15 protein-coding genes are annotated in these 14,088 nt (G+C 72.9%); 1 reads left to right on the top strand and 14 read right to left on the bottom strand.

Annotated features, from left to right (window positions below):
• Positions 1 to 11: 11 nt before the first annotated feature.
• From ABTX81_RS31125 to proS, 12 genes are all read right to left on the bottom strand, one after another.
• Entirely contained in the window at positions 12 to 482 is a 471-nt protein-coding gene (locus tag ABTX81_RS31125; protein ID WP_350552558.1) for an NUDIX hydrolase, read from the bottom strand.
• 118 nt (positions 483 to 600) lie between these two features.
• Complete coding sequence (lepB, locus tag ABTX81_RS31120; RefSeq protein WP_350552555.1) at positions 601 to 1,350, bottom strand: signal peptidase I; 750 nt, start codon at positions 1,348 to 1,350, stop codon at positions 601 to 603.
• A 148-nt stretch (positions 1,351 to 1,498) separates the two neighbouring features.
• Positions 1,499 to 2,503 carry a signal peptidase I gene (gene lepB, locus ABTX81_RS31115; RefSeq protein ID WP_350552552.1) on the bottom strand — a complete coding sequence of 335 codons (1,005 nt, stop codon included), beginning with the start codon at positions 2,501 to 2,503 and terminating at the stop codon, positions 1,499 to 1,501.
• A gap of 248 nt (positions 2,504 to 2,751) precedes the next feature.
• Positions 2,752 to 3,735, bottom strand: coding sequence for a signal peptidase I (lepB, locus tag ABTX81_RS31110; protein ID WP_350552549.1), 984 nt, complete (start codon positions 3,733 to 3,735; stop codon positions 2,752 to 2,754).
• Complete coding sequence (gene lepB, locus ABTX81_RS31105; RefSeq protein ID WP_350552547.1) at positions 3,719 to 4,576, bottom strand: signal peptidase I; 858 nt, start codon at positions 4,574 to 4,576, stop codon at positions 3,719 to 3,721. Before lepB (ABTX81_RS31105) ends, lepB (ABTX81_RS31110) begins: the two co-directional genes overlap by 17 nt.
• Before the next feature lie 77 nt (positions 4,577 to 4,653).
• On the bottom strand, positions 4,654 to 5,004 hold the full coding sequence (gene rplS, locus ABTX81_RS31100) for a 50S ribosomal protein L19 (RefSeq protein WP_030306736.1): 351 nt from the start codon (positions 5,002 to 5,004) through the stop codon (positions 4,654 to 4,656).
• A gap of 154 nt (positions 5,005 to 5,158) precedes the next feature.
• On the bottom strand, positions 5,159 to 5,977 hold the full coding sequence (trmD, locus tag ABTX81_RS31095) for a tRNA (guanosine(37)-N1)-methyltransferase TrmD (protein ID WP_350552638.1): 819 nt from the start codon (positions 5,975 to 5,977) through the stop codon (positions 5,159 to 5,161).
• A 95-nt stretch (positions 5,978 to 6,072) separates the two neighbouring features.
• Positions 6,073 to 6,693 carry a ribosome maturation factor RimM gene (gene rimM, locus ABTX81_RS31090; RefSeq protein ID WP_350552543.1) on the bottom strand — a complete coding sequence of 207 codons (621 nt, stop codon included), beginning with the start codon at positions 6,691 to 6,693 and terminating at the stop codon, positions 6,073 to 6,075.
• A 179-nt stretch (positions 6,694 to 6,872) separates the two neighbouring features.
• Positions 6,873 to 7,112 (bottom strand): RNA-binding protein, encoded by a 240-nt coding sequence (locus ABTX81_RS31085; RefSeq protein WP_030056773.1) that lies wholly within the window; start codon positions 7,110 to 7,112, stop codon positions 6,873 to 6,875.
• Between the two features lie 2 nt (positions 7,113 to 7,114).
• Positions 7,115 to 7,543, bottom strand: a complete 429-nt coding sequence (gene rpsP, locus ABTX81_RS31080; protein WP_344337896.1) for a 30S ribosomal protein S16 — start codon at positions 7,541 to 7,543, stop codon at positions 7,115 to 7,117.
• A 402-nt stretch (positions 7,544 to 7,945) separates the two neighbouring features.
• The gene (locus ABTX81_RS31075) at positions 7,946 to 8,524 is read right to left on the bottom strand and encodes a hypothetical protein (RefSeq protein WP_350552539.1); all 579 of its coding nucleotides are present in this window, start codon (positions 8,522 to 8,524) and stop codon (positions 7,946 to 7,948) included.
• A gap of 472 nt (positions 8,525 to 8,996) precedes the next feature.
• Entirely contained in the window at positions 8,997 to 10,409 is a 1,413-nt protein-coding gene (proS, locus tag ABTX81_RS31070) for a proline--tRNA ligase (RefSeq protein ID WP_350552536.1), read from the bottom strand.
• Between the two features lie 199 nt (positions 10,410 to 10,608).
• Here proS and ABTX81_RS31065 point away from each other — a divergent pair, with 199 nt between their 5' ends.
• Positions 10,609 to 11,409 (top strand): methyltransferase domain-containing protein, encoded by an 801-nt coding sequence (locus ABTX81_RS31065; protein ID WP_350552533.1) that lies wholly within the window; start codon positions 10,609 to 10,611, stop codon positions 11,407 to 11,409.
• Positions 11,410 to 11,533: 124 nt separating this feature from the next.
• Here ABTX81_RS31065 and ftsH read toward each other — a convergent pair whose 3' ends face one another.
• Together ftsH and ABTX81_RS31055 are read right to left on the bottom strand one after the other, a co-directional pair.
• Positions 11,534 to 13,453: an ATP-dependent zinc metalloprotease FtsH gene (ftsH, locus tag ABTX81_RS31060; RefSeq protein WP_350552530.1), complete on the bottom strand. Its 1,920-nt coding sequence runs from the start codon at positions 13,451 to 13,453 to the stop codon at positions 11,534 to 11,536.
• Positions 13,454 to 13,511: 58 nt separating this feature from the next.
• Positions 13,512 to 14,051: a GNAT family N-acetyltransferase gene (locus ABTX81_RS31055; protein ID WP_350552527.1), complete on the bottom strand. Its 540-nt coding sequence runs from the start codon at positions 14,049 to 14,051 to the stop codon at positions 13,512 to 13,514.
• Positions 14,052 to 14,088 lie beyond the last annotated feature (37 nt).

The raw sequence follows: 14,088 nt of genomic DNA, 5'->3' as shown, positions 1-14,088 counted from the left end.
CGCACTCACCCTCAGAGCCTGACCGGAGCGGCCGGCGGCCCCTCGGTCAACAGCCGCTCCAGAAAGTCCACCAGCCCGACCGGATAGACGGTCTCGGCGGTGGCCCGCAATTCCCCGACCGTCCACCAGCGTGCCGCGAGCAGCTGGGCGTGCTCTTCGCCCATGCCCGAGTGGTCCAGCACCGTCTCCGCGGTGCGGGCCAGGTGGAACCACTGCTCCTGCTCGTAGCGCCGCCCCCGATAGGAGAACGAAGCCTTGCCGTACGCCACCACCGGTCCCAGCTCCACGCCGCGCAACCCGGTCTCCTCCAGGAGCTCGCGCTCGGCGGCGTCCCGGAGGTCCTCGCCCGGCTCCAAGCCGCCGCCGGGGGTGAACCACCAGGTGACGCCGGGCACCGCCGGGTCCGCGCCGTGGAAGAGCAGCAGCCGGTCCCGCCCGTCGAGCAGCAGGATCCGTGCAGCCCTGCGCCGCTGTGCCGCCATGACGAGCCTCCACGCTCCCTTCCTCCGCCCCGGTCGCTCCCCCGATCCTGCCACCCGGCGCGGTCGTCCGGGGCGAGGTTGGGCAGAGCGGTCCCGGCTCGGACCGGGCCGGGCGGGATCAGGCCGCGCGGCGGCGACGGCGCGCCAGGCCCGCCACCCCGCTCACCGCCGTGGTCACGAGGATCGTCGCCGCGCCTACAACGCTCGCCCAGAACGCGGGTTCCAGCGGTCCCGGGCCGGCCGGGAGCTTCCCGTCGACCGTCTCGAACGCCGAGGTGCCGGCCAGCAGGCCCGCCCGGCCGAGCGGAAGCACGGTGGCCTCGACCCGGGCCTCCACCTCGGTGGCCGGGACGGTCCCGCCGTCGACCTCCAGGTGGACGCGGGAGTCGAGCGAGCCGAGCCGGTTGTCGCCGAGCAGGAAGAGACGGCCGGGCGGTACCTCCACGCTGAACGCGGCGCCCTGGGCGCCCTGCGCCGCGAGGTACGGCTCGTCCACCGGCTTGCCGTTGACGGTCAGCCGCTGGTCCCCGGTGCCGACCGCGACGGTGTCGCCGCCGATCGCGACCACCCGCTTGACCATGAGGCGGCCGCCCCAGGCCTGGTCGCGGAAGACCACCACGTCGCCGCGCCCGACGTCCGCGCCGTCGGTCTTCCGGGCCAGGACGGTGTCCCCGGCCTGGACGGTGGGCGCCATCGAGGCGGTCGGCACGCCGTACGGCCGGTAGCTCGCGGCGATCACCGCGAAGCCGCCGATCAGCAGGACCAGGCCGAGGCCGAGCAGCACCCCCTGGGCCACGGCCCCGGGGCCGGGCCGGCGGCGGGCGGTGACCGGCGGATCGTCGGTCGTCCGTTCCACGACACTGCTCATCGACACCGTCCAACCCCTGACCGACCCGGAAACGCTCACGGCGGCGCGCCGGGACCAGGGGTGGAAAACCCGGCGGGCCGTGGCACGTCCGAGCAGATTACTCGTCGGTACCACGGCCCGCGCAAGACCCGGGAGCCCCCGGTCGAGGTCAGGACCTCCGCTCGCGCTCCGGCCGGTTCCGCAGTCGGCGGACCAGCGGGAGCAGGGCGACGGCGCCCACGGCACCGGCCGCTGCCGGCACCGCCGGCACGGCCGCCGCCAGGCCCTTCTGGTCGAAGGTGTCCGGCACCGGCAGCGTCGACCAGTGGTTGACCGGCCAGGCCACCACGAAGGCGCGCCCGATCACGTCGTCCACCGGGACGGAGCCGCCACCCGGCTGGTCCATGTGGAAGCGCGAGTCGAGCGAGTCAGCGCGGTGGTCGCCCATCACCCAGATCCGGCCGTCGGGGATCTTCACCGGACCGAACGGCTTCGTCCCGCACGGGGTGTTGCCGGCGTAGACGTACGGCTCGTCGAGCGCGATCCCGTTGACCTTCACCGGCCCCTCGCCCTCGCACTCGACGGTGTCCCCGCCGACCGCGATGACCCGCTTGATGAGGTCCTTCTCGTTGTCGGAGGGCATCAGGCCGACGAAGCTCAGCACGTCCTGGACGCCCCGGACGAAGGAGTTGCTGCTCTCCTGGGTGGGCTCGTCGGCCAGCCAGCCGCCCGGATCGTGGAACACCACGACCTCGCCGCGCTCGGGCTCGGCACCGAACCACGGGGTGAGCTTGTCCACCAGGACCCGGTCACCGACCTGCAGCGTGTTCTGCATCGATTCCGACGGAATGGAGAACGCCTGGACGAAGAACGTCTTGATCACCAGCGCCAGGACGAGGGCGATGCCGATGAGGATCGGCAGCTCCTTCCAGAACGAGCGTGGCTTGCGCTCCTTCCGCGGCGACGGCTCCTCGGTGCCGTCCGCCGGCCCGGGCTCCTCGGGGAGGGGCGGCGGGTTGTCACCCGTGCCGTCGCCGTGCCCGTCCGCGGACTGGGCCGCCGCCTCCTCGGCCGAGGCCGAAGGCGCCGCGGCCTCCGCGGACCGGGCCGCCCGGCCGCCGGAGCCCTCGGGCTCGCCGGCGCCTGAGCGGGCGCCGATCACCAAATCCCCCACAACGTCTCCTCCCTGCTGTGCGGACGCCCGTGCGTCCGCGCTCACAGTGCCGCACAGCGGGCACCACGTTCCACCACCGGCCGCACCCGCCGGAAACCGGCCCCGAACGGGTCCGCCTGACACCGGCACAGCCTTCGGGTGCGACCCCTCGTCACGAGCCGGCCGCACCCAGCACTTCTCTATCACTCCCGGGCATCCGGCTCGCGGTCCCACACGCGCGGTCCGCTCGGCGACCGGCCCGCCCGGGCCTACAGCCGGGCTCGCCCCACCCGGCGGCCGATGAGCGGAAGGATGCCCAACACACCCATAACGAGCGGAGGTTCCTCAGGAACCGGCCACCCACCCGGCGAGTTCGGCACGGCGCCGCCGCCCGCCGGAGCCCGCGCCAGCGAGGAGAGTGAAACCGGCACCTCAAGTTGATGAACCCGGCCCGGGGGCCAGGCGATCATGAACGCCCGTCCCACCACACCGCTCACCGGGATGGTGCCCTGCCCCGGATTGCCCATGTGGAAACGGGAGTCGGCGGAGACGTCCCGGTGGTCGCCCATCACCCAGAGCCGGCCCTGCGGCACCTTCACCTTGAACGGCTGCCGGGAGGGCGGGTTGCCCGGCGCGAGGTAGGGCTCGTCCAGCGGCCTGCCGTTGAGGCTGACCCTGCCCTGCTCGTCGCAGCACTCGACGGTGTCGCCACCGACCCCGATCACCCGCTTGATGAGGTCCTGCTCGTTGTCGGAGGGCAGCAGCCCCACGAAGGTCAGCACCTGCTTGGCCCCGCGCAGGACCGGCCCGTCCGTCGAGGACTCCTGCGCGTTCTCCAGCCAGCCGCCCGGGTCCTTGAACACCACCACCTCGCCGCGCTCCGGCTCGGCACCGAACCAGGGGGTGAGCTTGTCCACCAGCACCCGGTCCCCGACCTGGATGGTCTGCTCCATCGAGCCGGAGGGGATCACGAAGACCTGCACCAGGAAGGTCTTCATCACCAGCGCCACGACCAGCGCGACCACGACGATCAGCGGGATCTCGCGCAGGCGGGAGCGTCTGCGGCGGCGGGCGGCCCGGCGGGCGCTGCGCCGGCGCTCGGCGCGCCCGCGCACCACGGGAGCGGGGGCCGCGGCGGGCGCCGGGGCCTCCTCCGTCCCGGTCTCGGGGCCGGGCGGGGTGCCGGTCGGGGAGGCGGGGTCGGGTCCGGCGGGCGGGCGGTCGGCGAGCCGTCCCCTACCTCTGGTCCCCATGGCCACCGGTCCCCCCTGTCGCGGCAAAGGCCGCCGGCCGGTCCACGGTGGTCCAGTGTCCGACCGGGTAGACCACCCAGGCGGCCCGGCCGATCACCTTGGACTCGGGGACGAACCCGCCCCCGGGGTCGCCGAGGTGGTCGCGGGAGTCCCGGGAGGCACTGCGGTGGTCGCCCATCACGAAGAGCTTGCCGGCCGGCACCACCACGTCGAAGGCCACGGCGGAGGGCTCGTCGCCGGGGAACAGGTAGCCGGACTCGTCGACCGGCACGCCGTTGACGGTGAGCGGGTCGCCCGGTCCGGCGCTGGTGACCCGGTCACCGCCGACGCCGATCACCCGCTTCACGTAGACCGAGTCTCCGGCCGGGAGCAGCCCGATGTCCCGTCCGAAGGAGCGCAGCGACTTCCCGAGGCCGTCGCGCTCCAGCGGCTTGCGCAGAAAGGAGCCCGTACCGTCGAACACCACCACGTCACCGCGCCGCGGGTGGCCGCCGAAGGCGTAGGAGAGCTGGTTCACGACCAGCCGGTCGCCCGGGCGCAGGGTGTTCTCCATCGACCCGGAGGGCACCGAGAACGGCCGCGCCACGAAGGCGTTCACCAGCAGCAGCGCGAGCAGGCAGATCCCCACCAGCAGCAGCAGGTCCCGCGAGCGCGAGCGCCCGCCGGCGGACTCCGCCTCCTCCGCCTCCTCGGCCCCCTCCGTGCCGGCCCCCTCCGTGCCGGAGTCCTCGGGGTCGCTCCCGGAAACGGCCGCGGAAACGACCGCGGACCGCGTCGGCGAGTCCGCACCGGTGGGTGCGGGACTGCCGTCGCGGTCCGCGGGTGGTTCGTGCGTGCTCATCGGGGGCTGAGCCTACCGTGCGGCAGCCCGGCCCCCCAGAGCGATCCGATCCCCCGGCAGTGCCGGGGGCCGGTGGATCAGCGGTCGCGCTTCTCCTTGATCTTCGCGGCCTTGCCGCGGAGGTCACGCAGGTAGTACAGCTTGGCGCGGCGAACCGCACCGCGGGTCACGACCTCGATCTTCTCGACGACCGGGGTGTGCACCGGGAAGGTGCGCTCGACACCGACGTTGAAGCTGACCTTGCGAACGGTGAAGGTCTCACCGATGCCGGCGCCGTGACGGCGGATGACGACGCCCTGGAAGACCTGGACACGGGAGCGGTTGCCCTCGATGACCCGGACGTGAACCTTCAGGGTGTCACCGGCGCGGAAGGCCGGGATGTCGCTACGCAGCGAGGCCGCGTCGACAGCAGCGAGCTTGTTGCTCATGTTGCTCTCCATCGCAGGCGCCACGGGCCGCCCACGGAAGTCGTCACAAATGGGGTCTGCTGCGGGCCGCACCGGCTACCGACGATCCCCCCGTGGCGGGGGCGCCGAACCACGTGACCCCTACGGGAGGAGCCCAGCGACAGACAGCAGCGGCCTATTCTTCCACACCACCGGCCGCGGACCGAAATCGGCCGAGCCCCTCGTCCCAGGCGAGGCCGAGCACGGAGAGCGCCTCGCGGTCCTTCTTGTCGAAGTCCGCGTGCCGCCAGCGCGCCACCAGGTCCGGCCGGTTGGCCAGGGTGCGGGCGAAGGCCTGCTCCCGGCGCCAGCGGGCGATCCGGCCGTGGTTCCCGCTCAGCAGGACGTCCGGCACCGTGCGGCCGCGCCACTCGGCGGGCTTGGTGTAGACCGGGCCCTCCAGCAGGTCGGCCATCGCGCCGGGCGCGAAGGAGTCGTCCCGGTGGGACTCGGCGTTGCCGAGCACCCCGGGCAGCAGCCGGGCGATCGCCTCGACCATGACCAGCACCGCGACCTCGCCGCCGGCCAGCACGTAGTCGCCGATCGACGCCTCGACCACCGGCATCCGGGTGGCCGCCTCCTCGATCACCCGCCGGTCGATGCCCTCGTACCGGGCCGGGGTGAACGCCAGCCACGGCCGGCCGGCCAGCTCCTGCGCGAGTTCCTGGGTGAAGGGGCGGCCGCTGGGGGTGGGCACCACCAGGGTCGGCAGCTCCCCCTCCGGCCCCCCGGCGAGCACCGCGTCGAGCGCCTCGCCCCACGGCTCGGGCTTCATCACCATGCCCGGGCCGCCGCCGTACGGACTGTCGTCGACGGTCCGGTGCACGTCGTACGTCCAGTCGCGCAGGTCGTGGACGTGCACGTCGAGCTGGCCGCGGGCGCGCGCCTTGCCGACCAGCGAGATGTTCAGCGGCTCCAGGTACTCGGGGAAGATCGACACCACGTCGATCCGCATCCCGTGCCGCACCGGCGGCGCCGCCGCCCCGACGGCCTCAGCGGTCCCGACGGCCTCCACGGTCCCCTCGGAGCTCACCACGGTCTCCTCGGAGATCACCGCGACTCCTCCGCAGCGTCCCCGGCGTCCCCGGCGTCCCCTGCGTCCCCGGTCTCAGCGGCGCCCCCGGCTCCAGCGGCCTCCCCGGCGCCCGCGACCTCGGCGTGCTCCGGGTCGATCAGCCCGGCCGGCGGGTCGATGACGGCGCGCTGGTTCTCCAGGTCGACGGTCGGCACGATCCTCGTGACGAACGGCACCAGCACCTCCGTCCCGTCCGCCTTCCTCACGGTGAGCAGGTCCTGGTAGGGCAGGTGGATCACCTCGGTGAGCTCGCCCACCGGGGTGCCGTCGAGCAGGACCACGTCCAGGCCGATCAGCTGGTGGTCGTAGTACTCCTCCGGGTCCTCCGGACGCTCCTCCGGGTCGACCTCGGCGATCAGGAGCGTGCCGCGCAGCGCCTCGGCGCCGTTGCGGTCCTTGACGCCGGCGAAGCGCAGCAGCAGCCGTCCGCTGTGCACCTTGCCGGACTCGACGGTCAGCGGACCGGCCGAGGCCGGGTCGGTGAGCAGGACGGCACCGGGGCCGAGCCGGAGCTCCGGCTCGTCGGTGCGGACCTCGACGCTGACGTCCCCCCTGATGCCGTGGGCGCGGCCGATCTTGCCGACGACGAGCTGCACGGTGATCGTTCTCCTGGATGAGTGCTGCGGAGTGTTACGGAGTGCTGCGGAGTGCTACTGACTGCTGCAAAGCGCCGCGGGAACGCCACGGGGGCGCCCGCGAGAACGGCGAAGGCCGGCCGGGACGACATGCGTCCCGACCGGCCTCGAAAACCCTGACGGCTGAACGAGCAGCCTGGTCAGCGAATGTTGTCCACGTCGACCAGGTCGACCCGGACGTTGCGACCGCCGAGGGCGCCGACCACGGTGCGCAGGGCGCGCGCCGTGCGGCCACCCCGGCCGATCACCTTGCCGAGGTCATCGGGGTGCACCCGCACCTCGATGGTGTTGCCCCGGCGCAGGTTGCGCGAGCGCACCTGCACCTCGTCGGGGTGCTCGACGATGCCCTTCACCAGGTGGTCGAGGGCGTCCTCGATCACGCTCAGGCCTCGGCGGCGGCGTCGGCCTCAGCCTCGGCCTTGTCCGACTTCTTGGCCTTCGGGGTGATGGCGACACCGGTGGTGGCGTCCTCGAAGCCGGCGACGGCCTTGGCGAACAGGTGCGAGAAGTCCTCGACCTTCGGCTCGGCGACCTTCAGCGGCTCCGGAGCCGGCAGGCCCTTGAACTTCTGCCAGTCGCCGGTCAGCTTGAGGATGGCGAGCACCGGCTCGGTCGGCTGGGCGCCGACGGACAGCCAGTACTGGGCGCGGTCGCCGTCGACCTCGATCTTCGAGGGGTTGTAGGTCGGCTGGTAGATGCCGATCTCCTCGATCGCGCGACCGTCACGCTTGGTGCGGGCGTCGGCGACGATGATGCGGTAGTGCGGGGAGCGAATCTTGCCGAGACGCTTCAGCTTGATCTTGACTGCCACGGGAGTGGAATCTCCTGGAGTTGACGTGGGTGAGCGGCGCCGACCTCGCGTGGGGTTGCGCGGCGGGCCGTTCAAGGGACACGCCAGCCGAAGGAGAGAGGGGTCCTGCCCGGCTGCCGAGTACTCAGCGGTCCATTCTGCCACACGGGGCGCCGACCCCCGAAAACAGGTCGACCGGGAGCCCCCGCTCCCGGTCAGCCCAACACGCACCTGCGCGGTGCACCTCACTGGCGAATCATCGGTGGATCATCGGTGGTTCTGTACTGAATCTCTGCTGATCTGAGCCGGGTCGCTCCGGCCGGGCCACTGCCCGCACAGCCGCCCGCCGGCTTCCCTCGGTTCCCCGAGCCGCGAGGCTCCCCGAGTTGTACGACGAGTTGTACGACGAGATGCGAGCCGAAGCTACGCGATCTTGAACGGCTGCTGGCACGCGCCGCAGACGATGGACGCCTGCGCGAGCACCGACGGCACGACCCGGACGTTGCGCCCGCAGCCGCAGACCGCCTTGACCCGGACGCCGCCCCCGGAGGAGCCGTGCCGGGCCGCCGGACCGCGGAAGGCCCGCGAGGCCCCGTCGCCGGCCACCGCTTCCTGGTGCGCGCCGAGGGCGCGGTCCAGGCGCTCGATGGTGTCGGCGTACCGCTCGCGGGTCTCCTTGAGCATGGTCACCTGGGAGAAGCCGCTGCTGGCGTGCGGTTCGACCGGGTGCGCCAGGCCCAGCTCGGAGGCCAGGAGCAGGAAGCGCCGGTTGTGGTAGCGGCCGGCCCGCGAGGTGTCCCGGATGTCCCGGGCCGCGGCCAGACCATGGGCAGCCTCGTGGAGGAGCCGCTCGAAACCGAGCCGGGTGCCACAGGCCGAGGAGGACTCGCCGATCAGCGCCTCGGGCGAGGCGAGGTCGGGGAGGTCCTGGTGGTAGGCCTGGATGTCACTCCAGGCGGCGGCCAGTTCGGCCGCGAGAACGAGGGGCTGTGTCGTGCTCACGCTAGACCAACGATGGAGTAGGAGCCGATGTTCCGCGTGTTCCGGTTCCCCGGGATTTCCCAGGAAACTCTCAGGAATGTGTGACCACGCGCGAAATGCGCGTTCCGGATCTGACGCAAGACCAACCCCCTGCAGGTTTGGGCCCGCCGGCTCGGCGGGCGCCTCGTCAATTCCGTCCGGGAGCGGGCTGTCGCCCCCAGGACGTACGGCCCGTGGTCCTGTCGAGTTGACAGGGCCACGGGCCGTACACCGTACCGCTATTCCGTTAATACCGGCAGTTGACCGACCAGTAGGGATGTCGGTATGTGAGACATGTTCGGAACAACGCCGGTCACCGGCCGTCCGAATTTCCCGTCAACCGGGTCGACAACCGTCAGAACACGTCACCGGACCTCGTTTTGCGGCGAGATCCTTCGTGATCGTCCCCTGTCCGGGGAAGCCGCGGGGAAGCCACCGGGAAGCCACCGAACGGTCAGTAGGCACGCGCGACGAGCGCGACGTTGCCCTCCTGGTCGTCCGCCTCGGGCACCGAGCCGTCGGCCGCCACGATGCAGCGCACCGAGACGCCCTGCTCGGCCAGCTTGGCCTCGCCCTCCGGGCCCAGCTCGGCCCAGGAGATCCGGCCCCAGCCGGTGGCGGCGGCCTCGGCGGCCTCCTCGATGGTCTTCACGTCGACCGTGCGGGACTCGCGGCGCTCGCGCGACTGACGCAGCAGCAGGGCCTGGTCCTCCTCCAGGATGGCCGGGAGGGTCGCCGCCAGGGCGTCGATCGAGACCGGCTCCTTGCCGCCCGGGATCCGGCGGGCCAGCATCGCGGTGCCGTTCTCCAGGTCGCGCGGGCCGACCTCGATCCGCAGCGGCACGCCCTTGAGCTCCCAGTCGACGGCCCGGCGGCCGAACGGGGTGTCGGTGCGGTCGTCGACGACCACCCGGATGCCGGCGGCCTCCAGCGCGGCGCCGATCTCGCGGACCTTGGCGATCACCGCGTCGTCGCCCTTGATGGCGAGGACGACGGCCTGGACGGCGGCCAGCCGCGGCGGGACGCGCAGGCCGCTGTCGTCGCCGTGGGACATGATCAGGCCGCCGACCATGCGGGTCGAGACGCCCCAGGAGGTCTGCCAGACGTGCTCGCGCTCGGCGCCCTGCAGCTGGTAGGTGGTGTTGAACGCCTTGGCGAAGTTCTGGCCCAGCTCGTGGCTGGTGCCCATCTGCAGCGCCTTGCCGTCGCCCATCATGCCTTCGAGGGTGAGGGTGTTGATGGCGCCGGCGAAGCGCTCCTTGGCGGTCTTGCGGCCGAGCACGACGTCGATGCCGAGCACGTTGGTCATGAAGTCGCCGTAGACCTGGGTGTGGATCATCGAGGCGTAGTCGCGGGCGTCCTCGTACGTGGCGTGGGCGGTGTGGCCCTCCTGCCAGAGGAACTCGGTGGTGCGCAGGAAGACGCGCGGGCGCAGCTCCCAGCGGACCACGTTGGCCCACTGGTTGATCAGCAGGGGCAGGTCGCGGTGGCTCTGCACCCACTTCGAGAAGTACTCGTTGATGATCGTCTCGGAGGTGGGCCGGACGACGACCGGCTCGTCCAACTGCTTGCCGCCGCCGTGGGTGACCACCGCGAGCTCGGGGGCGAAGCCCTCGACGTGCTCCGCCTCCTTGGTCAGGTAGGACTGCGGGATGAACATCGGGAAGTAGGCGTTCTGGGCGCCGGCCTTCTTGATCCGGGCGTCCATCTCCTGCTGCATCCGCTCCCACAGACCGTAGCCGTACGGTCGGATGACCATGGTGCCGCGCACCGGACCGTTGTCGGCCAGCTCGGCCTTGTTGATGAGGTCCTGGTACCAGCGCGGGAAGTCTTCCGCCTGGGGGGTGAGAACGGGTGCCTTAGCCATGGGCGAATCGTACGGGGAGCGGGCCCCCGACTTCGAATCCGTTCCACCCGGCGGCCCGCCCGGGGGCGCACGACCCCGACACGCGCGCACCACCCCGCACCCCTCTGGACGCCGCGCCCGAGCCGCTGTTCGCTGGAGTGGGGGCGGGACGTCGAGGGGGGTCGGAGCAGCACACCGAGGGACCGGATGGGAGGCCGCGATGGCTTCAGCGCGGGTGACCGGCACGACCGCAGCACCCCCCGGCGCGGGGCGGGCCACCGCCCGGGCCCGGGACTGGGCGGAGATCCAGGAGCGGATGCTGGTGCCGCTCTACGAGGCCGTCCACGACCGCCTGGAGGTCGGTCCGGCGACGAGCGTGCTGGGCCTGGGCTGCCGCTCCGGCCTCGCCCTGCTGCTGGCCGCCGGCCGGGGCGCGCAGGTGGCCGGGCTGGAGCCCGACGACGAGCTGCGCGCGCTGGCCCGGGAGCGCCGGCTGCGGGTGCGGGCGCACCACCGGCCGGAGGCGGACGTCGCCCGCTCGGCCTATTCGCTGGTCACCGTTTTCGAGCAGCCGCCGCCGGGCAGCGAACCGCGCCGGACGGTGGCCGGCGCGGCCCGGCTGGTGCTGCCCGGCGGACACCTGGTGCTGGCCGCCTGGGGGCCGCGGGAGCGCTGCGAGAGCGCGGCCGTGCTGGACGTCGCCCGGCGGATGGCCCGGCGCAGCAGGGCCCGCGACCCGTTCGAGCTGAGCCCGCCCGGCGCGCTGGAGGACCTGCTCGCCGGGACCGGCCTGCGCCCGGCCGGCGGCGGCCGGGTCGGCTGCCCGTTCGCCTACCCCGACCCGGACAGCGCGGTGCGCGGGCTGCTCTCCACCGGGCTGTACGACGCGGCGGCGGAGTTCTCCGGGCCGGCGCTGGTGACGAAGGAGCTGGAGGAGGCGCTGCAGCCGTTCCTGCGGCCGGACGGGTCGGTGCGGATGACGAACGTCTTCCGCTACCTGATCGCCGAACGCCCCCGCTGAGCCCGGGCCGGGTCCACGGCCCGGACCGGCGGGGCGGGAAACGACCCGTGGCACGGGACGACGAAGGGGCGCGCACCACCACGGCGCGCGCCCCTCACAGCGGGGCCCTCAGGCAGCGGGGCCCTCAGGCCTGGTCGAGCGCCTTCCGGGGCACCCCCGCCGCCCGGTAGGCCGCCTCCTCGTCCAGCGTCTCCGCCTCCAGCAGCGCCGCCGCCAGCGCGTCCAGCCGGGCCCGCTGCTCGGTCAGCAGCCGCACCGCGTCCTCGTAGCACTCCGCGACGATCCGCCGGGCCTCCTCGTCCACCGCGTCCAGCGTGGTCGGCGCCGCGGAGAGCCCGTAGGCGCCCTGCGGGTCGGACGGGACGGCGGTGAGCCGGCCGACCCGCTCGCTCATCCCCCACCGCCCGGCCATGCCGCGGGCGATGTTGGTGACCTGCTCCAGGTCGCTCTCCGCGCCGGTGGTGACGACCCCGTAGACGACCTGCTCGGCGGCCATCCCGCCGAGCGCGCCGATGATCCGGCCGCGCAGATAGGGCTCGGTGTAGGAGTACCGGTCGTTCTCCGGGGTGGAGAGGGTGACGCCGAGGGCGCGCCCGCGCGGCACGATGGTGACCTTGCGGACCGGGTCGGCGCCCGGCTGGAGCATGCCGAGCAGGGCGTGGCCGCTCTCGTGGTACGCGGTCCGCTCCCGTTCGGCCTGCGGCATCACCAGCGGCCGGACGGCGCCGAGCTGGACCTTCTCCAGCGCGTCCGAGAGGTCCCGGTCGTTCACCGCGTCCTGGCGGCGCTTGACCGCGAGCAGGGCCGCCTCGTTGACCAGGTTGGCCAGCTCGGCGCCGGTCATCCCGGGGGTGACCTTGGCGAGCCGGTTCAGGTCGGCGTCGCCGGCCAGCGGGACCTCCCGGGAGTGGATGCGCAGGATGGCCGCACGGCCGTCGCGGTCCGGCGGGCTGACGGTGATCCGCCGGTCGAAGCGGCCGGGGCGCAGCAGCGCCGGGTCGAGCACGTCGGCCCGGTTGGTGGCGGCGATGACGATGACGCCCTCGGATCCGCTGAAGCCGTCCATCTCGGTGAGGATCTGGTTGAGCGTCTGCTCGCGCTCGTCGTGGCCGCCCATGCCGCCGCCGCTGCCGCGCTGGCGGCCGATGGTGTCGATCTCGTCGATGAAGACGATGGCCGGGGCGACCTTGCGGGCCTCGGCGAACAGCTCGCGCACCCGGCTGGCGCCGACGCCGACGATCATCTCGATGAACTCGGAGGCCGAGGCGGAGAAGAACGGCACGTCCGCCTCGCCGGCGACGGCCCGGGCCAGCAGGGTCTTGCCGGTGCCGGGCGGGCCGCTGAGCAGCACGCCGCGCGGCATCTTGGCGCCGAGCCGGCGGTACTGCTGCGGGTTCTTCAGGAAGTCGACCACCTCGGTGAGCTCGGCCTCGACCTCGTCGATGCCGGCCACGTCGGCGAAGGTGGTGCGCCGTCCGGACTCGGCGGTGACCGGCTTGGGCGGGGCCTTGCGGCCGAGCGCCCCGCCGCCGAGCCCGCCCGCCATCCGCCGGGCGAGCAGCACCCAGATGACGATCAGCAGCAGCATCGGCGCCAGTGAGATGAGCAGGTTGGCGAGGAAGCTGCGCTGCTGGACGACCGGTTCCGCGGTGACCTCGACGTCCTGTTTCTGGAGGGTGCTCCAGAGGTCGTCCCCGGCGAAGACCGGCCGCTGGGTCTCGAACTCGGTGTACGTCCCCTTGCCGCCTCCCGGCTTGGGCTCGGCGTTCTTGAGGGTGCCCTCGATCGAGTCGCCCTTGGAGTAGATCTTGGTGATGTTGCCCTTGTTCAGCTGGTTGTTGAACTCGGTGTAGGAGATCGTGGTGGCGCCGCCGGGGCCGAAGAAGGACAGCAGCACGTCACTGATCAGGAACACCACCAGGGCGGTGAGGATGAGGCCGGTCCAGCCGCCGGGCATCTTGCGCCGCGGGGGCGGCGGGGGTGGGGCACCCTCCGACCGCCATGGCTGGTCGGGGGTCTGGCGCGGTGGCACGGGATCAGTCACCCATCGGACAATACGGACATCCGCTCGGCTCCTCCAACCGCAACGCCGCCCCGCCGGGTCAGCCCCGCTCCTCCTCGGCGGCCGACCCCGGCCACTCCTCGGCGGTCAGCGCGAACCGCTCGTGGTCCCGCCAGGCCCCCTGGAGGAACAGCATCCGCGGGGTGAACCCCTCGTGCCGGAAGCCCAGCCGCTTGGCCAGGGCGATCGACCGGTCGTTGTCCGGCTGGACGTTGATCTCCAGCCGGTGCAGGCCGAGTCCGCCCGCCGTCAGCGGGGCGAAGCAGCGGTCCAGCACCAGCCGCAGGCCCTCGGTCATCCGCCCGGTGCCGGCGAACGGCAGGAACGAGTCGTAGCCGAGCGCGCCGTTGCAGAACCGGCCCATCACGATGTTGGCCACGTTGACCTTGCCGACCAGTCCGCCGGTCTCCCGGTCGACGATCAGGAAGGTCCGCAGGGCGGGACCCTGGCGCTCCATCAGGTCCGGCAGCGCGTCCGGCTCCACCGGGTTCCACCGGCCGATGTGCTCGGCGGACCGCCGGACCGCCTCGGCGTACGCCACCTCGTCCCCGGCCCGCGGGGCCCTGATCGTCACTCGCATCGGACCATCATCTCGGATGACCACCGGGCGTGCGAAC

Source organism: Kitasatospora sp. NPDC097605 (assembly GCF_040302725.1).
Taxonomy (GTDB): Bacteria; Actinomycetota; Actinomycetes; order Streptomycetales; family Streptomycetaceae; genus Kitasatospora.
This window is presented reverse-complemented; position numbering and strand designations above follow the sequence as displayed.